The following is a 24372-nucleotide window of genomic DNA, read 5'->3' as shown; positions in this document are numbered from 1 at the left end:
TTGCAAATCCTGAACGTCACAGAACGTATACATCAGCGTAATTTAACGTCACAAAGTGTGTATATAATAATAAATTATTTATATAGTTATATACCATTCAGTAACTCTTCCATCCAGTTTTCACTAGTTAATCCCAGTTTTTTCTTAATTCTAGACCTAGATTGCCTAATTGAATCGGATTTTATTCCCATTAAATCCGCAATATCTTTATTACTCATATTAAGTTTAAAATAGCCCAGAAGCTTCATTTCATTCGGTGTAAGTTGTGGATATTTCTTTTGCAGCTTTTCAAAATGACCATTTTGGGTTAAATCAAAACTCAATTCAAAGACTCTATAATCTCTATTGATTTCCTTCTGTAACTCTTCTTTAATTACTCTGGTAATAGGCTGGAAAGCACTCCGCTGCTCAAAGCTTAACTTATGAAGTTCCTCTTCTATTTTTTTTAATGTTTCTTCCGTACGACTTATTCGATGAGCTGCTTTGATAGCTTCATTTCTTCTCTGTTCTAATTCATTCTTTAGTTTACTTCCTTCTTCTACTACTTCCTCAATGTTGTTTATAACAGGGCGAACTTCCTTAATTAGGTCAAGTGTTATACCCGAAAAGAAATATGCTGTCAGATAGCTGACTACAATGAAAATTAGCCATATATTCATATATCGGGAAACCTTAGGTGGGTTTAGCCCTGATTGATTTAAAACATCTTGCCGTTCTATTGCCCATTTTTCGTTATTCTTAAGTGCATTTTCATATTTTACAACCTCCGAAGACGTCATATAGTGATATTGATAATCAAAGCCCAAATCAAAGCTTCTATACAATAAAATGCCCAAAACTATTACAAACCAAATGGTAGCTCCTTTACGTCCAACAACAAGAACCACTACTAATATTAGGGCGTGTCCTAATGCAAAATCCGTAAAAATTGCATCCTGTGACGGGTTACCTATACCCAACATGTTAGCAGTACTCATTATCATAATAGCTGCCATACTTGTCCATGCAGCTATTTTATCATAAAACATGATCTTTATTTCCGGCATGTTTTGCCAAAGTTCTGCTTTTCCCAGAACACTAAGATTATACAATAAAGAACCAATATTTAAAATAATAGCCGGTACATAGATATAGTACAGAAGATAAACTTGGGGGACGAACTTACCTTCCGCAATCCTCTCCGATGTAAGAAAAAAAATGGTACTTATCACATAGACAATGTTCATAACGATCACCAGTTTCCTCCTCGCCCCCATAGTAGGCAACAGCAATCGCCTCTTTGATTCTTCTAGCAAGCCTTCCATTTCCTTATGTTAAATCAAATCCGGATATATAGATATTTTTTAAAGGTTTGCCGGCTTCATAGTTTCTTACGATAACACTGGCCTTTACTTCAGATTTAAACTTAGATAATATGCCCAAGGGCAGGGACTTCAGAGTTCGATATAAAGGAGATTTTATATCAGCCCACATCATCGCTATGTTATGTCCGGTAACTTGCAGAACACCTTCTAGCAAGTTGCTCAGTTCATTTTCACAACCCTGCCTTGCATATATACCCTCAATAGCAAGAAATCGATAGTCAGTATTGAATAGCCTGCGAAGAAACGGTATTTTTACTTTCAAAAGCACTTTACCTAAAGCACTTGGAATATTTAATATTTTCCATCTTTCTTTGGTAGCTGCAATTCCGGCCAGGATCCTCCCATCACGTTTTAATACATAATAGTCCGCGTGTTCGTACTTAATATTATCAATGGTAAATAGGTTATAATCTCTATAATGATCACAAAGTAGCTCTTTGACTTCCATAAAATCTATTTTAGAAATGTTATTAGCTGCTTTAGGAAAAATTCTGGAGAAAATAATTGTTGAAAACTGACCTGCTTCCTGAAAGTTAAAAAGGTCACATATTGCCCGGGAGCGCAGATTATTTAAATCAACATAGGCATATGTTAACCCAATATTTAGAGCAGCTAAATAGTTATTTATCTCTTGTTTTAGGACTGAATTTTTGTTTTTCTTAGTTTTAGGCAACTCCTCTACCCTAAATCCAGGCAAAAAAGAAAAATATCTAAAGTAATATCCTTTTGTCTGCTCCTTAAGCAAAGTTCTGCTCACATTGGCACACATACCAACTACCCTTCCTGCCAATTTTATTTGTAAGTATTCAACAGTTGAAGCAATATGATGTAATTTGGGCCTGATATAGCAATGCCTGTAAACCATGCTACGACCCTGCTGACCGATTTCATTGGCTTCGAGCAAATCTGTAATGCCAGATCCAGCTCTATCCGTTATATGTAAATATTTCATAGATACTTAAACAAAGTGAAAAATGCTGTGGTAAAAATTTTTCGTTAACCTCTAAATTCCAAAAAAGTAACAGTTTTGATTTTGGATTCTCAAATATATTATAAAATAAATAATATATAAACTAAACTTTAAATGCGTATAAACCAAATATAAATATTCTATATTAAAATATCCTTCCTGACGTCTGGTAACATAAAAAACCGCCCGAACCGCATCCTAAAAAACCAGAAATTATATTCAATCACGAGCTTATGCTGCTGTACAGATGTACCGATGACATCAACCAAAATAGAAGGTGAGGAATATGGCAAAAAATATTTACTCCATTCGAGGACCCTTTTTCATACAAAAACCGTACTACCCAACCAGTCAGCTTTGGGCCAAAGGCCAGTGTTTTTGCCATAAGTTCAGGTAAACATTACTGAATTTTCGCAGGGAAACTGCTCTTCAGCACACTTCAGCAAACATGATCCATTTGTAATACACCTACCTGGTACAGTAGGACAAAATCGCAACGAAGGTAAGGTTATGGTCACGGAAGCTATGTCAACTCACATCAAAAAATTAAAAATATAGATAGATAGCAAGCCGCGCTAGTGAATTATATATTCTCTGGAATTCAAATAAAACTTCACTGTGTTTTAAATTCTTCGTGTAAAAAAGTAAGTAGATTACAGCTAACAACAGTGACAGATTGATCCCTAGGAAAGCTGTATAAAAGTATTTAAAATAGAAACCCGGCACCCAAACCAAGCAGGATAATCACAGGGGCGGGAATTTTAGTAAACACCAGCACTACAAAAGTACCTGCTATTACCGCAATATTTTGCACATTAGACTCCAGTGGAAGGAACATAAGCACGGCTGCAGCGACAACCATTCCTGAACTGGCTGCATTAATTCCCTCTAGCGAGGCCTTTATAATGCGATATTTCTTCAGCCCTTCCCAAAACCTGATCACAAAGAATATAAGAAACGTGCCGGGAAGAAAAATGCCTATGGATGCTACCAACGCACCTACAATCTGCCCCCCAATACCAAAATTACGCATGGCCAATGTGCCTATATAAGCACAGAATGAAAATACCGGTCCGGGTACGGTCTGCACCATGGCATAGCCTGTTAAAAATTCTTCGGAAGTGAGGTAACGCTTAAATTCAACAAATTCGGTATAGAGCAGTGGTATGAGTACCTGCCCACCGCCAAAAATCAAACTGCCGCTTCTGTAGAAGTTCTCCAGCAGCCGAACGGGCAGGGACCGGGTGACACCACCCAGCGCTGCGATAAATACGAAGAACCCTGCCCACAGGATAAAATTTGCCCATTGTATCTTGATCCGGTCTTTCTCCTCAATGGGTTGAGCCTTATACTTAAATGCGGTAAAAGCCCCGCCTGCCAGGATCAGCAGTGGAAAAACGAAAGGAGACTTAAATACAAATGACCCAATCGCCGCCAGCACCAAAATGACCGCTGCAGTTTTAGTTTTTATAACTTTCTGACTAATGCGGAGAGCCGCATAACTCACAAAACCCACCGCCATTGGTTGTATGAATTTGGTGAACTCAATCGAAATGCTCCGGGCTTGTAAGTGAGAAATGATTATGCCGGCAATTGTCATAATAGTTACAGCCGGTATCATCCACACCAACAGTGTAAGATAAGCGAGGTTGGGGCCTCCTATGCGAAACCCGATAGCCGTTATGGTTTGTGTAGACGTAGGCCCCGGAAGGATCTGACAAAGTGCATTAAGCTCTATCAGATCCTCTTCTGAGAGGTACCTTCTTTTTTTCACCATCAGGTCAAACATCAAAGCTATATGAGCCTGTGGGCCTCCAAAAGCACTTAAAGCAAGTAGTAGTACGTCTTTTAGAAAAATGTAATATCGTACACGCTTAAACAACTCCCGGCTTATTTCTTCAAACCTATCTCTGCCAGTCGTTGGTCCAGAAAATCTCCCGCTGAGATGTCGTCAAATTGTTTAGGATGCGCCTCATCTATACAATTCTCCAGACAGGAGAGATCCATTTCAGACCTGGGATGCATAAAAAACGGAATTGAATACCTGGATGTACGCATCTGTTCTTTGGGAGGGTTGACCACCCGGTGTATTGTAGATTTAAGCTTATTATTAGTATGGCGCTCCAACATATCACCCACATTGACCACCAACTGCTCAGGAAGTGCGGTAATGGGTATCCATTTTCCATCCTTCCTCAGCACCTGCAAGCCGTCAGCGCTGGCACCCATTAATAGTGTAATAAGGTTAATATCTCCATGTTCAGCAGCTCTTACTGCATCTGCGGGCACAGCATCTGGATTTTCAATAGGAAAATAGTGAATGGGCCTAAGGATACTATTTCCATTCTTAACTTTGTTATCGAAATAGTTCTCGTCAAGTCCAAGGTAAAGTGCTATGGCTCTTAGCATTTGTACTCCCGTTTTTTCCAATCTTCGGTATACTTCAAGACCAACTGTCTTCAGTTCGGGAACCTCCTCTACCCACACATTGTCGGGATATTCTGCTTTGATGGGATCATTGTCAGTAACTTCCTGTCCTATATGGAAAAACTCTTTCAGGTCTCCTGTAGTTCTGCCTTTAGCATGCTCTTTACCTTTACCTATATAGCCCCGCTGCCCTGCCAGACCTTCTATTTCATACTTTTGCTTCACCTCATCGGGCAAAGAAAAGAACTTCTGTATAGCTGTATACAGGCTCTTCGACAATTCATCCGTCAGATAATGGTTTTTTATTGCAACAAATCCGATATTGTTATAAGCTTCCCCCAGCTCTCTGACAAACTTCTTCCTGCGTTCTGCATCGCCACTATCAAAATCTGCGAGGTCCAGTGATGGCACCTCATCGTACAATATATCGCTCATAAAGTTAGGTTTAATTCTAACTACTAAATAAAGGAATAAATTATAATAAAGCTAGATAGAGGAGGGCACTTAGTCCTTTAATAGTAATTTAAATTCTCTTTTGTTTATCTTCCTGATCAGGTTCATGACCTTTTCCAGGTTAGGAATATCAAAAATCAAAACCATTGACATATCGACCTGCTGATGACTGCTTTTAAATATCGTATTTACAGTGAAAAGCACAGGGCGAGTCAGATCAAGGTCCAGCACCAGGTCATTTTCAGTGACAGCAGTACGATAAATCGGGGCGCTTGGAACCGACCCGTAAATATTTATTTTAAGGATATCTGCAAGGTGCGTTACCAGTGTACCTGTTACTATATTACTTATCTCCAGTAGCAGGGATTCCCTCATTTTGTTAGTCACTGTGGTTGTTTTAAGGCAAGCAGCTTCAAACATCCGGATCTGTTTATCAGAAAAGAGGATCAAAGTATGGGCATAGATATCACCTTTAACCTCTGACTGTATAATTACTTCAATTCTATTATCGTTAAATAATTCCTCCAAAGCCGATTCCTTGTCAGCTTCATATAATTTTGGCACATTGATCAGCACTTCTTCCTTTGATATTCTTGCAAAAGAATCAGCAGCTTTAGCCAGAATTATGTTCATTAATTCCTGTAGTATATCTTTTTCTAGCTGTGTCATTTGGTCATAAAGCATTACAGGCACTAGTAAATTTGTAAACTGCTTTCCTTTTGCTCATAAATTTTGGTAGCATTGGCAACATCCAGCACATAACAAACCTCACCAGACCCGAGTAAAGTAATGCCACTAAACAAATGATTATTGTCCAGTGGTTTTTGTAAAGGTTTAATCATGATCTCCTGCTGCCTAAGGAGCTGATCCACTATAAGTCCATACTTTTTGTTGTTGTACCAGACAATGACTATATCCATTATCTCACGTTTCAAATTGATAAAGCTCGTCTGATATTCCTCCTTAAACAAAAAGTCATTCATATAGATTAATTCTATTGTTTCATCTTTGCGCTCCAATGTCAACACTCCAGCTATGGTATGTATAGACCTGCGCGAAACAGTAACTACCGAATGTATATTCAGCAGTGGCAGTGCAAAATTGTTCTCGCCAACCTTAAACAACAGCGCTGCTTTCACGGCCATTGAAATAGGTAGTGACATAATAAAATTAGTGCCCTTACCTACTTCAGATTCTATTTTTAAGTCTCCTCCGATGGAGTCTATTACACTTTTGACAATGTCTAATCCCACTCCTCTGCCTGCAAATTCAGTAACCTTGTCAGCCATGGAAAATCCGGGAACGAACAAAAGGCCAAGCGCCTCATTATCTGTGAGTGAACGTGCCTTAGCGCTGGTAATCATCTTTTTCTCCACGGCCCGGGACTTAATGGCCTTTGGGTTTAACCCACGGCCATCATCGGAAATAGAGATAAAAACAAGACCCTTGTCACTGCTGGCAGATATTTTAAGCGATCCCTCCTCCTTCTTTTTTTGCTTTTTTCGATCCTGTGGGGCTTCTATACCATGAGTAATTGCATTGCGAATAAGATGTATCATAATGTCGGATATCACCTTAAGTACATTTCTGTCAATTGTGGTGTCCGCACCTTCTACTACAAGGTTAACAACCTTCTTTTCTTTGGCTGCAATATCACGTATGATACGTGGAAATTTATTAAACAAAGAGGATACCGTGACCAGCCGTGCCGTCATCACAGTCTCCTGAATACTGTCTGCTACTCGCGACAGGCTTTGCGTAATAACCTTGATCTGCTGATTTTCAATTATCTCCGCAAAGCTGATCAGATGATCTCTACTAATGATGAGCTCACCCACAAGATTGAGTAGATCGTCCAGTTTTTTTAATGAAATGGATACAGAATCAGACAAGTGAAGCTTGTTGGACACGACACTGGCCCCTCCCTCGCTTTGAAGCCCTTCAATCCTGTCCTCTCCACCGGAAATCACTTCATTAAGCCCGTCAAGTAGCTCATTGTTATGTTGTTGTACGCGTGGTTTAGCTATATTATTGATAAGATATCCAAGGTAGTCAACGGCTTTGAATATCAAATTCACCTTGCTTCCCTCAAAGGTAATATCACCATTACGTATTGCGCTGAAAACATTTTCGAGTCTGTGGGCGAGCTCAGCAATAGCCTCCAATTCCATAGTACCGGCATTGGCCTTCATATTATGGAGAAGCCGAAAGATCTCGGCCACAACTTGTTCATTACCAGGATCACGCTCAAGCTTAACTATGTCTGTTGATATCTGGTCATAGCTCTGCTGCGCCTCTGCTAAGAAAATGGCACGATATTCCTTTTCGCGATCATTCATTATTTATCTCATTACCAAGAATTTCTCCCACCACCTCCACTACCTTTTCTTCATCAAATGGTTTCACAATATAGGCACTGGCTCCAATTTCCATCGCCTGCTCTACTATGCTGCTCTGTCCTACCGCACTTACTACAACTACATTCTGATCAGGATATTTCTCCTTTATAGATCTCAAAACGTCCAAACCTGAATTGTCGGGCAAAATCAGATCCAACGTTACCAGGTCGAGATTATCATGCTGCTCATCCACGCCCTTTAGAGCATCCTGGCCACTGGCTGCTTCATTCACTACATTATATCCCGCATCCTCAAGAATATTCTTTAAGATCGTTCTCATGTAGTACGAATCATCTACTACTAAAATATTCTTACTCATGACTATATATATTTTTTATGATTTTAATTTAATGTCAGCAACAGGCAATTCAAAATTTTAAACCGAAGAAATCTGACTTATTTCCTTTGCTGACAATACTTTTAATATATCTAATAAGATCACCAGATCACCATCATTAGTTTTTCCCAGTCCGGAAATGAATTTGTTTTTTAACCGGGCTTTCTCGATCACATCGGCAGAACGATTAATTTGGGATTCCGAAAGTACTAACGTATTTGGCATCTCTGTTACAATAAAACCGATGGTATAGGTATCGGCATCTATAACTATAGTAAATGAATCAGCTATAGGGGCATCTTTTATTTTCAGGGCTGGCTTAAGGTCAAACCGCTCCTCAAGATCTACAATAGCAATCAAGTCGCCTCGCACACTGGCCACGCCTTTAATGAAGGGTGGGGTCTTTGGCATTTTAGAGATTTTCGGAGTTATAGTCACCTCCTTTACGTGCTCAATACTGACTGCATAATCTTCCGTGCCCAATTTGAAAGTAACAAACTGATAAAGCACCTCATTTTTCTTGCTTTTGCCTTCCTGTACTAAAGCGATGCTGTCCTTATCTTCCATAATTTCACAGGTTTAAATTTAAGCCTATTTACTTTTACCTGATTTCTTATTCGAAGTAGACTTCGTGCCGGAGGTTGGCTTTGAGCTGCTGGCATCTTCCTTCCTTGAGGTACTCTTTGCTGTAACAGATTTTGTTGCCGTCTTTTTAGTACCTGTAGCAGAAGCTTTTTTCTTCGCTATTGTCTCTTTTTTTGCAACTGAAGGGCTATCGACAGGCAATTTTCTATTCGGCCCTGTTGATTTTAGTTTACTTGAGGTCCCTTTTAGTACAGTCGGCACACTTGATATTTGTCGTCTTGCGGTCAATTCGCGTTGTGTTCTGAACGAAAGGGTTTTTGGGGGCGCCTGAATTGCATGGGGGGAAAGATGTATCTCACGCTCATGTGTAGGATAAAGTTTGAAAGCGCTAATACCCATTTGAAGGTCTTCCGCAATAAATTTCATATTCTGGCTAGACTCAGTAAATTCTTCCATGGATGCCGACAGTTGCTGTGCAGTGCTGGCCACACCTTCAGTGGTATTTGCTGTTTGCTCGGCAATATCCACCACTTCTTCCACGTACTTAACAACATCTGAGATCTTCTTTTTCTGTAACTCAGTCGCTATTCGGATATCCTCCGCTGTTTTTAGGGTTTTGCTACTGGAATCAGCAATGTTTTCGAAGGCCTCGGTAGCATCAAACGTAGCCTGCTTACCTTTCTCCACTATTTCGGTCATGTTTACGATTGCCGCTGATGCTGACGATGAATCTTTCTTCACATCCGCCACAAGGGTTTCGATCTCATTAGCAGATTTCCTCGATCCTTCGGCAAGCTTTCTGATCTCCTCGGCCACAACGGCAAAACCTTTACCCGCCTCACCGGCTCTGGCCGCCTCAATGGCAGCGTTAAGTGCCAGTAGGTTGGTTTGAGCAGAAATGTCTGTGATTACACCCAGGTACTTGGATATCTCCTGAGAACGTTCACTCAATACTTCAATGGTTTTGGCAGTCAGGGCAGCAGATGAAGCGATCTGTTCCATATTTTTTACCACCTGGGAAACCGTCTTCATACCCATTTGAGAAGTGTTCTCACCAAGTGCCGCGGCATTGTTTACTATCTCCGCTTTATGGGCCGTTTCCTCGGTACCGGTCATAATTTCCTCGATCAATTTAAAGGCCTGGTCAGTCTTGCCTGCCTGGTTTTTGGAACCTTCGGCCATGGCTTGCATCGAAAGCGCCACATTTACCGTAATTTCATTCATATCAAGCCCCTTGGCAGCCATCTCTTCAGATGACTCACCCACCACCATTGAGCTCTCATTGATGTTGAGGAGTAGTGTATTCAGGTTGCTAACGGCAGTATTCAAAGCGTTAGACATCGACTGAATATCACCGGCTGTTGCAATTTCCACCCGCTGGGTCAGGTCTCCTTCTGATATCGCCCGTACTATCCGACTTACTTCCAGTACCGGGGATACAATAGACTCGAGAAGGTTATTAAGCGTATCTACCAACTCTTTCCAGCTTCCACTGATATCGGTCATCGCTACCCTTTCCGTCAGTTTTCCTTCCGTACCTGCTACTCTCGCCACCCTGCTGACCTCCCTGGCCAGAGAGTTCAGCATCGTCACCATCGAGTTGATCGTTTCTGCAAGCCCTGCCACCTCCCCTCTGGCATCGAGGGTAAATTTCTGTGTCAGATCACCTTTCGATACTGCCGTAACGAGACTCACAATACCCCGCACCTGTGTGGTGAGGTTGTTCGCCATGATGTTCACATTTTCAGTGAGTTGCTTCCATACGCCCTCCACACCGGGTACATTCGCCTGACCACCCAGCTTTCCTTCTGTACCCACCTCACGGGCCACACGAGTTACCTCGCTGGAGAATACGTTCAGGGAGTCCACCATCTTATTGAGGTTTTCTTTTAAGACGGCAAGCTCTCCGTTTACATCCACCGTGATCTTTTTAGTCAAATCGCCCCTCGCCACCGCGGTGGCTACCTGTGCAATATCCCGCACCTGCAGGGTCAGATTCGATGCCATGGTATTCACGTTGACGGTTAGTTCTTTCCAGATGCCTTCCACACCCGGCACATTGGCCTGACCGCCCAGTTTTCCTTCTGTACCCACCTCACGGGCCACACGCGTTACCTCATTACTAAATATGTTCAGCGAGTCCACCATTTTGTTGATGTTCTCCTTCAAATCTGCTATTTCACCTTTTACATCTACGGAGATCTTCTTGGTAAGGTCACCTTTCGCAACCGCTGTTGCCACACCGGCAATTCCCCGCACCTGAGTGGTAAGGTTATTCGCCATGATATTCACATTCTCTGTCAGGTGCTTCCATACACCTTCCACAGCCGGTACGTTGGCCTGTCCTCCCAGTTTCCCTTCCGTACCCACCTCGCGGGCCACCCTTGTTACCTCCTCCGCAAACACGTTCAGGGAGTCCACCATTTTATTAATATTGTCCTTCAAATCGGCAATCTCTCCTTTTACATCCACCGTAATTTTTTGGCTCAGGTCACCTTCGGCCACCGCTGTCGCTACGTGCGAGATATCCCGCACCTGGGCAGTCAGGTTGCTACCCATGGTGTTTACGTTATCGGTAAGATCTTTCCATACACCCGCTACATTCGGCACGTTGGCCTGACCACCCAATTTACCCTCCGTACCCACTTCCCGAGCCACACGAGTTACCTCATTACTGAAAATATTCAGGGAGTCCACCATGCCGTTGATATTTTCTTTAAGGTCCGCGATCTCACCTTTTACATCCACCGTGATCTTCTTGGTCAAATCACCCTTTGCAACAGCAGTAGATACTTTCGCAATATCCCGTACCTGCTCCGTCAGGTTACTCGCCATGGTATTCACATTGTCTGTTAATTCTTTCCAAAGGCCCTCGACACCAGGCACGATCGCCTGACCACCAAGATTACCCTCGGTACCTACCTCACGGGCCACACGAGTTACCTCACTGGCGAATATGTTCAGCGAATCCACCATCTGGTTAAGGTATTCCTTCAGCTCCAGGAACTCTCCCTTTACATCCACCGTGATCTTCTGGGTCATATCTCCCTTGGCCACAGCAATTGCCACATCAGCAATATCCCGCACCTGAAGGGTCAGGTTACTGGCCATGGTATTTACATTATCAGTTAGTTCCTTCCATACACCGGCTACATTAGGCACATTGGCCTGGCCGCCCAGTTTTCCTTCGGTACCCACTTCACGCGCCACTCTCGTCACCTCATCAGAGAATATATTCAGGGAGTCCACCATCAGGTTGAGGTTCTCTTTCAAGTCCGCAATCTCACCTTTAGCATCTACCTTAATTTTCTGGGTCATATCCCCCTTCGCCACCGCGATCGCGACATCAGCAATATCCCGCACCTGAAGCGTCAGGTTATGAGCCATGGTATTTACATTATCCGTCAGCTCTTTCCATACACCGGCCACGTTAGGCACGTGAGCCTGGCCGCCCAGCTTTCCTTCGGTACCCACTTCACGCGCCACCCTTGTTACCTCATTACTGAAGATATTCAGAGAGTCCACCATCTTGTTGATAAACTCCTTCAGATCGGCAATCTCGCCTTTTACATCCACCGCTACTTTCTGTGAAAGGTCGCCCTGCGCAACAGCCGAGGATACTTTAGCAATATCCCGCACCTGGTTGGTCAGGTTGCTCGCCATGGTATTCACATTATCCGTCAGGTCCTTCCAAACACCGGCTACATTGGGCACATTAGCCTGGCCGCCCAGCTTTCCTTCAGTACCCACTTCACGGGCCACCCTTGTTACCTCATTACTGAAAATATTCAGCGAATCCACCATTTTGTTGATGTTCTCCTTCAGGCCCGCTATCTCACCCTTCACGTCCACCGTAATCTTCTGGGTAAGGTCGCCTTGGGCCACAGCAGTGGAAACTTTGGCGATATCCCGCACCTGGGAGGTGAGGTTGCTCGCCATTATATTTACATTTTCCGTTAGTTCTTTCCATACACCTTCCACGCCCGGTACTTTTGCCTGCCCTCCAAGGTTTCCTTCAGTACCCACCTCGCGAGCCACACGAATTACCTCATCAGCGAAAGTATTAAGTGAATCGGTCATCTGGTTGATATTCTCCTTCAGTACCAGGAACTCCCCTTTTACATCAACCGACACTTTTTTCGTAAGATTACCTTTAGCAACCGCAGTTGCCACATTGGCAATATCCCGCACCTGGTTGGTCAGGTTACTTGCCATAAGGTTCACATTGTCGGTCAGGTCTTTCCATACACCGGCTACATTGGGTACAGTAGCCTGGCCACCCAGTTTACCTTCGGTACCCACTTCCAAGGCCACACGGGTTACTTCCCCTGCAAAAAGGTTAAGATTATCAATGGTTCGGTTGATGGTCTCCGCCATCACCTTAAAGTCTCCTGTTACGGGGATCTCAAACTTCTCATACAGATTACCGCCCGATATATTTTTAAGAACTTTACCCACTTCCAATACCGGTACCGCAATGGAATCCACCAAACCATTAATATTGTTGATGATGTCCTTCCAAAATCCGGATGCATTTTCAGCCGATGCCCGTGCGGTCAGGTTACCTTCAATACCTGCCACTTTTGATATCCTCGACACTTCACCGCCCACACCGGAGATCATTTCCACCATGCTGTTGTATGCTTCGGCTATTTCAGAAAATATATCATCTTCCTCTTTATTCAACCGTACGGATATATCCCCTTTCTTAAAAGCATCCAATGCAAACAATATCTTGTTTAGCTGTTTGGTAGCATATACTTCGTCCTTAAGTGTTTCCTTTATGGGTATAGAGTAAAGTTCGGCAGCAGGAAAGGCTTTGTATTTGCCAGATTTTATCGGTTCATCATCGTCTTTCTGGTGATTATCTATTTCAGGAACTTCTTTTTTAGATTGTACGTACCTTTTATCTGTACTTTTCTCAGTTTCGGGTTTCTTCGGAGATTCCATTTTTTTAAATTGTCGTAAGTAAAGTTCTGTTGAACATTAAAACTTTTTCCAAAAAGAAATGTTCAACATGTTGAGGAATAATTTTTAAACGCCTTTATATAAATATAAGAAAATTACAGAGTTACCATCACCACCACACTCATTTACCTATGAATGGAGATGTTAGAAATGGAACGAAAAATCAACGTATTTTGAATAAACCAACTGCAACGGAATTAAATCAAAACCTGAATGAAGCCCTTCTTAATAACTATGTAGACGGGCTAATTGGTTTTGACAGGTCATTCCAGGTAATCGAGTGGAACAGGATCATGGAACTACATTATGGCATTAGCAGAAACGATGCTATTTCTATGGATATTTTCGAAGCCTTTCCTGAATTGGACAGAAAAAAAGACATAGATATTCTTTATGAAGTACTTAGTGGCGGTAATATTTATTTAAAAGAAAAGAAATATAAGCTACGCGAGGGCTACTTTGAAATTCTTATTACACCTATTCATGACAAAGAAGGGAATGTTACCGGTGGTATAATCACTCTTCATGATATTACTGAAATTAAAGAGATGCTTGAAAAACTCAAGCGTCAAAACCAGGAACTTGCCAATACCAACCAGCTTTTACAAAAGGAAATTGCAGAAAGGGAAAAGGCAGAAGCAGATCTAAAAAAGGCCCATGACAATTTGGAACGAAGAGTAAAAGAGCGTACAGCGGAACTCACCAAAGCTAAGTATGAAGCGGAAAATGCTTCAAGGGAAAAAGATAAATTCCTGGCTAATATGAGCCATGAGATCAGGACACCCATGAATGCTATCATAGGAATGGCACAATTACTTAAGGACACCCCGCTTACCGAACATCAGACTAAGTATGTTAACTCCATCAATTTCGCCTCCGATACCTTACTTTCATTGATTAACGACATCCTCGATTTCAGCAAAATAGAAGCTGGCATGATCGACTTTGAGGACCGTACTTTTTCCCTGGAAAACCTGGTTAATGAAGTGCTGGAGATCACTTCATATCGATGTCAGAATAGTAAGGTACAATTGGAAAAACAGGTAGACTCAAAAGTCCCCACATCTGTTTCGGGTGATAAATACAGATTGAACCAAATCCTGCTAAATCTGCTGAGCAATGCCGTTAAGTTCACACCACATGGGAAAATAGAGCTGAAAATTGGAATTGAACAAGAATCGAAAGATGAAATACATCTTAATTTTACCGTTAAGGATACCGGTATCGGCATACCAGGAGACAAAATAGATACAATATTTGAAGGCTTCACTCAGGCAAGCAGCGACACAACAAGGAAATACGGTGGTACAGGGTTGGGCTTGACCATTGTTAAATCTCTTGTTGAACTACAAAAAGGAAGGGTATCAGTCAAAAGCCAAGAAGACATAGGCTCAGAGTTTTCCTTTACTATTCCCTTCAAAAAAGTATCCACACAGGATGGCGCAGGCCGTAATAAAGGAAAGGAACCGCTAAGTGACATCACCAACCTTAAGATACTGGTGGTGGAAGACAATGAATTGAATCAATTCCTCATTCAATCGCTGCTTGTCAAATACAAGGCTATTGTAGATGTAACACCAGACGGACTGGCAGCCCTTGATGCTCTGAAAAACAACCACTATGATCTGATATTAATGGATATTCAAATGCCAAATATGGATGGATACGAGGCTACCAGGAAAATTAGAAGTACCTTTGATGAAGGTAAAAATAAGATCCCTATTGTAGCTATGACAGCGCATGCACTTGTTGGTGAAAAAGAAAAATGCATTGAAGCCGGCATGGATGATTATATAACCAAACCGATCAAGGTCAGGGAACTCCTGAACAGTATACACAGAGTTCTTAATCAGTGTCTATAGGAAAACACGCCAATGTCTGCGTTATGCTCGTCCCAAAAATGCTCACGTACCCCAGTACGCTCCGCTTTTTGGCACTTCATCCCGCCCTTTGGCGGGAACGTTTTCTTAAAGCCACTTAGAGTTTTCATACAAACACTAATTAAAATCAAATGAAGCAATACACCGATCTCACTTACTTGCAGGAACTCACTGATAATGATGAGGAATTAATTATTCAAAGTCTAAAAAGATATTTCAATAGTTCATCCTCCCAACTGCAAAGCTTGCTCAAAAGTACTGATGAGCAGGATTGGGAAGGCATTCATAATAGTGCTCATTCGCTGTTTGCTACCACTCAAATTGTAGGCATAACTGATCTGGCTAAAGCGCTGAAGGACATTCAACTGCTTGCCAGAGAAAAGCGTGATTTCGATCAAATAGAACAAGACGTAAAGCAAGCCAACGAAATTATTAACCACTCATACCAGGAAATACAAGCTCATTTGGACAAACTGCAAAACTCTCAGTAATTCCCAAATCCAAGTCCATAAAACCACCCCATATTCATTCTAAATATTATAAAACTACTGCGTCATCCTGAAATTTTTGCAGAGCAACGGAGAAAATATTCAGGATCCCCAGAACAGAGGCAGAAGCCGGATCTCATACTGTATCACGAATCAGGGAGATTCCTGATCTCCGCTCTGCTGCGTCAGGAAGGACGAAAAAGGAAAGGCTCTGTCAGGAAAAGCTGCATCAGAAACGAAAAAGGGAAAAGTCGTCTTTAAAAACCACAAAAGGCCATGCACAATTTACATTGTGATGGCCTTAATTTCATTTTAAGTCTTTCGCGTACTTAAACTTTGATCTCTACGTCTACACCGCTGGGAAGCTCAAGCTTCATCAGAGCGTCAACAGTTTTAGTGCTGTTAGAGTAGATATCTACCAGTCTTTTGTAAGTACAAAGCTGAAACTGCTCTCTGGATTTCTTGTTTACGTGAGGTGATCTCAATACTGTAAACTTCTCCTTGATAGTAGGAAGAGGAATTGGTCCACTCACTACCGCACCAGTTGTTTTCACAGCTCTCACAATTTTCTCAGAAGACTTGTCTACCAAGTTGTGATCGTATGACTTAAGTTTTATTCTTATTTTCTGATTCATAACTTTAATTAATTAAACTGCTGCTCCTTTTACTTCTTCGATAACTTTATCAGCCAGGTTCTTAGGAACAGGCTCGTAGTGAGAGAATGTCAATGTTGCAGTAGCACGTCCTGAGGTAATAGTCCTAAGGTCAGTTACGTAACCGAACAGTTCCGCCAAAGGAACATCCGCTTTTATAACCTGAGCACCACCTCTGGTATCCATACCTTTCATTAAGCCTCTACGCTTATTCAAGTCACCGGTAACAGATCCGGTATATTCATCAGGAGTAAGCACTTCCACCTTCATGATAGGCTCTAACAACTGAGGGCCGGCCTGTCTGGCGGCAGCTTTGAAACCAAGTCTGGCAGCCATTTCGAAAGACAGGGCATCAGAATCCACATCGTGGTAGCTACCGTGGTAAAGCTCAACCTTCATGGCTTCAAGGGGATAACCTGCCAAAGGACCGTTAACCATAGACTGGTCAAAGCCTTTCTGTATTGCAGGGATGAATTCCTTAGGAATAACACCACCAGTGATGGCGTTAACGAATTGAAGTCCTGGTTTAACCACTCCGTTTTCATCAGGATCAGCAGGGCTTAATTTGAATACGATATCAGCAAATTTACCCTTACCACCAGTTTGCTTTTTGTAAACCTCTTTATGATCTACTAAAGTAGTGATAGCTTCTTTGTATGCCACCTGAGGAGCTCCCTGGTTTACTTCTACCTTGAATTCTCTCTTCAAACGGTCCATGATGATATCCAGGTGAAGCTCACCCATACCTCTGAGGATAGTTTGTCCAGTCTCTTCGTCAGTATTTACCTGTAGTGTAGGATCTTCTTCAACGAGTTTGGCAATAGCCATACCCATTTTATCAACATCAGCCTGAGTTTTAGGCTCGATGGCATATCCGATTACAGGCTCAGGGAATACCATAGATTCAAGAACAATCTTATGTCCTTCGTCACAAAGTGTATCACCTGTTTTAATATCTTTGAAACCTACTACCGCAGCGATATCACCGGCATGTAGCCTTTCGATCTGATTTTGCTTGTTCGCGTGCATCTGAAAGATACGCGAAATTCTTTCTTTCTTATTGGTTCTGGTATTGAACACATAAGAACCAGACTCCAGCAATCCTGAATATGATCTTACGAAACAAAGTCTTCCTACGAAAGGATCCGTTGCGATCTTAAATGCCAGTGCTGCAAATGGTGCATCAGGAGAAGGTTTTCTTGAGGTCTTTTCTTCTGTATCAGGATTAGTACCTACAATGTTATCTCTGTCTAATGGAGAAGGCAACAACTCCATTACATAGTTCAACATAGTCTGTACACCTTTGTTTTTGAAGGCAGATCCACAAAGCATAGGCACAAAAGCCAAATCGATAGTAGCTTTTCTCAAAGCAGCCACTACTTCATCTCTTGAAATGGATTCAGGATCTTCAAAATATTTCTCCATCAGAGTCTCATCGTATTCCGCTACAGACTCCAATAGTTGCTCTCTATAATGCTCAACATCCTCCATCATATCTTCAGGTATGTCTATTGTTTCATAGGTCATACCCAGATCTTCCTCATTCCACACCATGGCTTTCATTTCAACAAGGTCAACCACCCCTTTAAATGTAGCTTCAGCACCAATAGGTAATTGTAAAGGAACAGACTTAGTACCCAACATTTCCTTTACCTGCTTACATACGTTAAGGAAATCGGCACCATCACGGTCCATTTTATTCACGAAACCAATTCGGGCAACTTTATAGTTGTCAGCTAGTCTCCAGTTAGTTTCTGACTGAGGCTCAACACCATCAACAGCGCTAAAAAGGAAAACGAGACCGTCTAATACTCTTAAAGAACGGTTCACCTCAACAGTAAAGTCAACGTGTCCCGGAGTATCGATTATATTAATATGATATTGATCGCCTTTGTAAGGCCAGAATACTGTAGTAGCGGCAGAAGTAATAGTAATACCTCTTTCCTGCTCCTGCTCCATCCAATCCATAGTAGCAGCACCATCATGTACCTCTCCTATCTTGTGGCTTACTCCGGTATAATATAGAATACGCTCAGTCGTAGTAGTTTTACCAGCATCGATGTGTGCAGCGATACCTATGTTTCTCGTTAGTCTAAGATCTCTTGCCATTATTACAGATATTAAAATCTAAAGTGTGAAAATGCCTTATTTGCTTCTGCCATTCTATGAGTATCATCCTTCTTTTTCACAGCAGCACCTTCACCTTTTGACGCAGCAATAATTTCACCCGCCAATCTGTCCTTCATAGTTTTTTCACCACGAAGACGTGCATACCTGATCATCCATTTGATACCCAGTGTGATCTTCCTTTCAGGACGTACTTCCATAGGCACCTGAAAAGTAGCCCCACCTACTCTTCTACTCTTTACCTCAACAGAAGGCATAATATTGTTCAGTGCTTTTTTCCAGGTCTCCAAGCCATTCTCGCTGGTTTTATTTTCTACTTGAGCTACTGCTTCGTAGAAAATGCTATAAGCGATACTCTTCTTACCATCAACCATAAGATAGTTCACAAACTTCGTTACCAGGGTATCCTGAAATTTAGGATCCGGCAGAATATATCTTTTCTTTGGTTTAGCTTTTCTCATTATCTTCTAGAATTTATTTTTTGGGCCTTTTAGCACCGTATTTAGACCTTCTTTGCAACCTACCATTAACACCAGCAGTATCCAATGCACCTCTGATGATGTGATACCTTACACCTGGCAAATCTTTCACTCTACCACCCCTGATCAATACGATAGAGTGTTCCTGCAAATTGTGACCTTCACCCGGAATGTAAGCGTTCACTTCCTTACCATTAGTTAATCTAACCCTTGCCACTTTTCTCATTGCTGAGTTAGGCTTCTTAGGTGTTGTGGTGTACACTCTGGTACAAACACCTCGCCTTTGCGGGCATGAATCAAGAGCAGGCGATTTGGATTTTGTTACCAACTTCTTTCTACCCTTTCTTACCAATTGTTGAATAGTAGGCATTTATATTTCTTTCTTTAGTTTGTTCCCTTTTAAAAATTCGGACTGCAAAGGTAAAAAAAACAGTCACATTAATCAAATATTTTACATAAATTAATTCAACCCGAAGCTTACACTCCGGGTTGAAAGATTTTTATTTTTCTTAAAAGATCTTCAAATCAGGTTGAAAATCCTTTATGCTTCACCCATCGTTCCGCCAAAATTGATGGGGAACTTCGGGGCTTCTTCCGTCTTTTTTATAGGACCAAAGGTTTCTTCATACTTATGAATGTTTTCATTCAAAGCAGTCAGTAAGCGCTTGGCATGTTCAGGAGTTATCACGATCCTGGACTTCACCTTTGCTTTCGGTACACCTGGCATCAGACGAATAAAGTCAATCACGAACTCGCTATTCGAATGAGCTATCATAGCCAAATTAGAATATACACCTTCGGCTACCTCTTCGGATAACTCGATGTTAATTTGATTCGGATTTTCCTTTTTTCCTTTATGATCGTCAGCCATAATTATCTACCTTCCTGAAATTCTCTTTCCTTTGATTCTTCTTTGGAAGCTACGAGCTCATTATACTCTTCCTGAGATCCAACGATGACATCCTTGAACGTTCTCTGTCCTGTACCTGCAGGAATGAGGTGTCCTACGATTACGTTCTCTTTCAGTCCTAGCAACTGATCCGCCTTACCTCTGATAGCCGCTTCACTCAACACTTTGGTAGTTTCCTGGAATGAAGCTGCTGACAAGAAGCTTTCCGTTTTCAACGAAGCCTGAGTAATACCCTGCAAGGTAGGCTTCGATACAGCCGGCATGGCTTCTCTAACCTCTACAAGTTGCAAGTCCTTTCGCTTCAACGTAGAGTTCTCATCTCTCAACTCACGGGCCGTTACGATCTGTCCGGGCTTCAGGTTCTCAGAGTCACCGGCATCTGTCACTACCTTTTTATCAAGTACAGAATCGTTTTCTTCGCTGAAGACAAACTTATCCACGATCTCGTTGGTAAGGAAGCTGGTATCTCCCGGATCTACGATCTGAACCTTTTGCATCATCTGACTCACAATGGCCTCGATATGCTTATCGTTGATCTTCACACCTTGCAGACGGTAAACCTCCTGAATTTCATTCACCAGGTATTCCTGCACGGCAGTAGGGCCTTTGATAGACAGAATGTCTGCCGGAGTAATAGCTCCGTCTGATAAAGGATATCCGGCTTTCACAAAGTCATTGTCCTGCACAAGAATGTGCTTAGAAAGCGATACCAGGTATCTCTTCTTTATTCCGTCTTTCGACTCGATAAAGATCTCTCTGTTACCACGCTTGATACCTCCGTAAGTCACCACACCATCGATCTCACTTACCACAGCAGGGTTAGAAGGGTTTCTTGCCTCGAATAATTCTGTTACCCGTGGAAGACCCCCGGTAATATCTCTCGACTTACCCATCGTTCTCGGGATTTTAGCCAAAATCTGTCCGGCTTTGATCTTATCTCCGTTCTCTACTGCAAGGTGAGCGCCTACAGGTATATTGTAAGACTTACCATCATCCTTTGTATTTACCCTGATTGCAGGGTTTTTTGTTTTATCTTTTGTATCGGTAATTACCTTCTCTCTGTGCCCGGTTTGCTCATCGGACTCTTCTTTATAGGTAATGCCTTCGATAATAGACTCAAATTCGATTGTTCCGTCAAATTCAGACAAGATTACCGCGTTGTAAGGATCCCAGTAAACAAGTTCCTGGCCTTTTTCTACCTTTTGACCATCCTTCACCTTCAGGAATGAGCCGTAAGGCACGTGGTTGGTCATCATGACAGTTTTCTTCTTCTCATCGATTACCTTGATCTCACCGGTACGGCCCATTACTACTTCTACATTATCACCATCTTTGTTGGTAGTTTTAATGGTTCTAATTCCTTCGAACTCAATGATACCTTCAAATTTAGCCTTAATGTTAGCATCAACGGCAATGTTAGAAGCAGTACCCCCAACGTGGAAAGTTCTCAACGTAAGCTGCGTACCTGGTTCACCGATAGACTGGGCAGCAATAACACCAACAGCCTCTCCGGCATGTACCATTCTACCTGTAGCCAGGTTGCGGCCATAGCATTTAGCGCAACCACCGAGCTTAGTCTCACAAGTAAGAAGCGATCTGATCTCCACTTCTTCTATGGCTGTCTCATCAATCGCCTTGGCAATCTCTTCTGTGATCTCATCACCAGATTCACAAATAAGCTCATCTGTGATAGGATCATATATGTCGTGTACAGATACACGTCCTAATATTCTCTCAGATAGTGGCTCAACGATATCCTCATTGTCTTTTAAAGCCGTAACTGTAAGTCCTCTTAAAGTACCGCAATCATCTTCAGTGATCACAAGGTCTTGTGCTACGTCTACAAGCCTTCTGGTCAGGTAACCGGCATCCGCAGTTTTCAAAGCGGTATCTGCCAGACCTTTACGTGCACCGTGTGTTGAGATAAAGTACTCGATTACGTCCAGTCCTTCTTTAAAGTTTGAAAGGATAGGGTTTTCAATAATTGCACCAACAGAGCCCGCAAGATTCTTTTGTGGCTTAGCCATCAGACCTCTCATACCTCCCAACTGACGGATCTGCTCCCTGGAACCCCTCGCACCGGAGTGCATCATCATATAGATGGAGTTGAAACCCTGATCATCTTCGGCCAGTTTCGTCATCAGCGTATTGGTCAACTGAGTATTGATCCTGGTCCAGATATCGATCACCTGGTTATATCTTTCGTTATCGGTGATAAGACCCATCAGGTAGTTGTTCCATACGGCATCCACTTCTTCCTTAGCCTGAGCTACCAACACTTCCTTTTCCGGTGGAATAGCCACATCGTTCAGTCCCATTGAAAGACCACCTTTATAGGCCATTTGGAACCCAAGATCTTTAATATCGTCAAGGAAATGCGCAGTACGGGCCATTCCTGATATTTTAAACACATCCGAAATGATCTGCTGCAGCTTTTTCTTCGTCAACAGTTCATCAACGAAACCTACCTCTTCAGGAACGTGCTGGTTAAACAACACTCTACCTGCAACAGTCTCTATCACTTTGTTTTCAAGCTCGCCTTTTTCATTTCGAACCTTTGTTCTCACTTTGATGTAAGCGTGCTTGGAAAGTACTCCTTCATTGATGGCAATGATCACTTCCTCTGCACTGTAGAACATCATACCTTCACCTTTTACAGGATGATCCTCGGTTCCTCTTCTACCTTTTGTTACATAGTAAAGTCCCAGTACCATATCCTGAGAAGGTACGGTAATAGGGGCACCATTGGCAGGGTTCAGAATGTTGTGCGATGAAAGCATCAACAGTGAAGCTTCCAGAACAGCCTCCTGACCAAGCGGTACGTGTACCGCCATCTGGTCACCGTCAAAGTCAGCGTTAAATGCAGTACATACCAGCGGGTGCAACTGGATAGCCTTACCTTCTATCAGCTTAGGCTGGAAGGCCTGGATACCCAGTCTGTGAAGTGTCGGAGCCCGGTTAAGCATTACAGGGTGTCCTTTCAAAACATTTTCAAGGATATCCCAAACTACGGGATCTTTTCTATCTACAATTTTCTTGGCTGACTTCACTGTTTTTACAATTCCTCTTTCGATCAGCTTTCTGATGATAAAAGGTTTGAAAAGCTCTGCTGCCATATCTTTAGGCAGACCACACTCATGCAGTTTCAGCTCCGGACCAACTACGATCACAGAACGGCCGGAGTAGTCAACCCTTTTACCCAACAGGTTTTGACGGAATCGACCTTGCTTACCTTTAAGCATGTCACTTAAAGATTTCAAAGCTCTGTTTCCATCCGATCTCACTGCATTCACTTTTCTAGAGTTATCAAACAGTGAATCCACTGCTTCCTGAAGCATTCTCTTCTCGTTTCGTAGAATTACTTCAGGAGCTTTAATATCAATAAGTCTTTTCAGACGGTTATTTCTGATAATTACTCTTCTGTAAAGGTCGTTAAGGTCAGAAGTAGCAAATCGACCGCCATCAAGTGGTACCAGTGGCCTCAATTCAGGTGGAATTACAGGCACCATTCTGATCACCATCCACTCAGGACGATTTTCGATTCTGGTTCTTGCTTCTCTGAATGCCTCAACCACTTTCAGTCTTTTCAATGCCTCTGCCTTTCTCTGCTGAGAAGTATCAGTGGCCGCCTGATGTCTCAGATCGTATGAAAGTGTATCCAGATCAATTCTTGCTAATAGCATTTCCAATGCCTCTGCTCCCATTTTTGCGATGAACTTGTTAGGATCATCATCATCAAGCAGGTGGTTTTCTCTAGGCATCTTATCTACGATATCCAGGTATTCATCCTCGGTAAGGAAGTCCATCATGGCCAAGCCATCTTCTTCCTTAACACCAGGTTGGATAACCACATATCTCTCGTAGTAGATAATCTGGTCTAGCTTTTTAGTAGGCAAGCCCAGAAGATATCCTATTTTGTTAGGCAGCGATTTAAAATACCAGATATGAGCTACGGGCACCACCAGTTCAATATGGCCCATTCTCTCTCGTCTTACTTTCTTTTCAGTAACCTCAACACCACATCTGTCACAGATAATACCTTTATATCTGATCCTTTTATATTTACCACAATGACATTCCCAATCCTTAACAGGACCAAAAATTCTTTCGCAGAATAATCCACCCATTTCAGGTTTGTATGTCCTGTAGTTAATGGTTTCCGGTTGCGTAACTTCACCATGGGAGCTTTCAAGAATAGACTCGGGCGAAGCCAGGCTAATGGTAACCTTAGAAAAATCGTTGTTTAACTTTTTATTCTTTCTGAACGACATAGTTTGATTATTTAATGTCTAATGATCAGGAGGTCAGTGCCTCCCGATCAGAATATTTTAT

Annotated in this window: 17 protein-coding genes; 2 read left to right on the top strand and 15 right to left on the bottom strand. The window is 42.2% G+C overall.

From position 1 onward, the window contains the following. Positions 1–86: 86 nt before the first annotated feature. The 9 genes from C900_RS19445 to C900_RS19405 form a co-directional block, all read right to left on the bottom strand. Complete coding sequence (locus tag C900_RS19445; protein ID WP_009581889.1) at positions 87–1304, bottom strand: helix-turn-helix transcriptional regulator; 1218 nt, start codon at positions 1302–1304, stop codon at positions 87–89. 4 nt (positions 1305–1308) lie between these two features. After that, entirely contained in the window at positions 1309–2316 is a 1008-nt protein-coding gene (locus tag C900_RS19440; RefSeq protein WP_040497140.1) for a hypothetical protein, read from the bottom strand. A gap of 724 nt (positions 2317–3040) precedes the next feature. After that, positions 3041–4216 (bottom strand): chromate efflux transporter, encoded by a 1176-nt coding sequence (gene chrA, locus C900_RS19435; protein WP_009581887.1) that lies wholly within the window; start codon positions 4214–4216, stop codon positions 3041–3043. An 8-nt stretch (positions 4217–4224) separates the two neighbouring features. Then, positions 4225–5196, bottom strand: coding sequence for an isopenicillin N synthase family dioxygenase (locus C900_RS19430; protein WP_009581886.1), 972 nt, complete (start codon positions 5194–5196; stop codon positions 4225–4227). Positions 5197–5265: 69 nt separating this feature from the next. Beyond that, positions 5266–5883 (bottom strand): chemotaxis protein CheC, encoded by a 618-nt coding sequence (locus C900_RS19425; RefSeq protein ID WP_185113981.1) that lies wholly within the window; start codon positions 5881–5883, stop codon positions 5266–5268. Between the two features lie 23 nt (positions 5884–5906). Further along, the gene (locus C900_RS19420) at positions 5907–7553 is read right to left on the bottom strand and encodes a chemotaxis protein CheA (protein WP_009581884.1); all 1647 of its coding nucleotides are present in this window, start codon (positions 7551–7553) and stop codon (positions 5907–5909) included. After that, a complete protein-coding gene (locus C900_RS19415) occupies positions 7546–7932 on the bottom strand; it encodes a response regulator (RefSeq protein WP_009581883.1) in 387 nt (128 codons plus the stop codon). Before C900_RS19415 ends, C900_RS19420 begins: the two co-directional genes overlap by 8 nt. Before the next feature lie 57 nt (positions 7933–7989). Further along, positions 7990–8517 carry a chemotaxis protein CheW gene (locus C900_RS19410; RefSeq protein WP_009581882.1) on the bottom strand — a complete coding sequence of 176 codons (528 nt, stop codon included), beginning with the start codon at positions 8515–8517 and terminating at the stop codon, positions 7990–7992. A 24-nt stretch (positions 8518–8541) separates the two neighbouring features. Continuing rightward, positions 8542–13485: a HAMP domain-containing protein gene (locus tag C900_RS19405; protein WP_009581881.1), complete on the bottom strand. Its 4944-nt coding sequence runs from the start codon at positions 13483–13485 to the stop codon at positions 8542–8544. Positions 13486–13676: 191 nt separating this feature from the next. Here C900_RS19405 and C900_RS19400 point away from each other — a divergent pair, with 191 nt between their 5' ends. Both C900_RS19400 and C900_RS19395 read left to right on the top strand, forming a co-directional pair. Beyond that, positions 13677–15365 carry a PAS domain-containing hybrid sensor histidine kinase/response regulator gene (locus C900_RS19400; RefSeq protein ID WP_051052917.1) on the top strand — a complete coding sequence of 563 codons (1689 nt, stop codon included), beginning with the start codon at positions 13677–13679 and terminating at the stop codon, positions 15363–15365. A 149-nt stretch (positions 15366–15514) separates the two neighbouring features. Beyond that, complete coding sequence (locus C900_RS19395; protein ID WP_009581879.1) at positions 15515–15874, top strand: Hpt domain-containing protein; 360 nt, start codon at positions 15515–15517, stop codon at positions 15872–15874. Between the two features lie 326 nt (positions 15875–16200). Here the strand turns inward: C900_RS19395 and rpsJ are convergent, their stop codons facing one another. The 6 genes from rpsJ to rpoC all read right to left on the bottom strand — a co-directional run bounded on the left by rpsJ (position 16201) and on the right by rpoC (position 24311). Then, the gene (gene rpsJ / locus C900_RS19390) at positions 16201–16506 is read right to left on the bottom strand and encodes a 30S ribosomal protein S10 (protein ID WP_009581876.1); all 306 of its coding nucleotides are present in this window, start codon (positions 16504–16506) and stop codon (positions 16201–16203) included. Positions 16507–16518: 12 nt separating this feature from the next. Continuing rightward, entirely contained in the window at positions 16519–18633 is a 2115-nt protein-coding gene (gene fusA, locus C900_RS19385; protein WP_009581874.1) for an elongation factor G, read from the bottom strand. A gap of 11 nt (positions 18634–18644) precedes the next feature. Beyond that, positions 18645–19112, bottom strand: a complete 468-nt coding sequence (gene rpsG / locus C900_RS19380) for a 30S ribosomal protein S7 (protein WP_009581872.1) — start codon at positions 19110–19112, stop codon at positions 18645–18647. A 13-nt stretch (positions 19113–19125) separates the two neighbouring features. After that, positions 19126–19500: a 30S ribosomal protein S12 gene (rpsL, locus tag C900_RS19375; RefSeq protein WP_009581870.1), complete on the bottom strand. Its 375-nt coding sequence runs from the start codon at positions 19498–19500 to the stop codon at positions 19126–19128. Positions 19501–19671: 171 nt separating this feature from the next. Then, positions 19672–20001: a DUF3467 domain-containing protein gene (locus C900_RS19370; RefSeq protein WP_009581868.1), complete on the bottom strand. Its 330-nt coding sequence runs from the start codon at positions 19999–20001 to the stop codon at positions 19672–19674. A gap of 2 nt (positions 20002–20003) precedes the next feature. Then, entirely contained in the window at positions 20004–24311 is a 4308-nt protein-coding gene (rpoC, locus tag C900_RS19365) for a DNA-directed RNA polymerase subunit beta' (RefSeq protein ID WP_009581866.1), read from the bottom strand. Positions 24312–24372 lie beyond the last annotated feature (61 nt).

The organism is Fulvivirga imtechensis AK7 (assembly GCF_000331535.1).
In the GTDB taxonomy this organism is placed as follows: domain Bacteria; phylum Bacteroidota; class Bacteroidia; order Cytophagales; family Cyclobacteriaceae; genus Fulvivirga; species Fulvivirga imtechensis.
The sequence above is the reverse complement of the archived record's forward strand: the minus strand, read 5'-3'. Positions and strand labels throughout refer to the sequence as shown.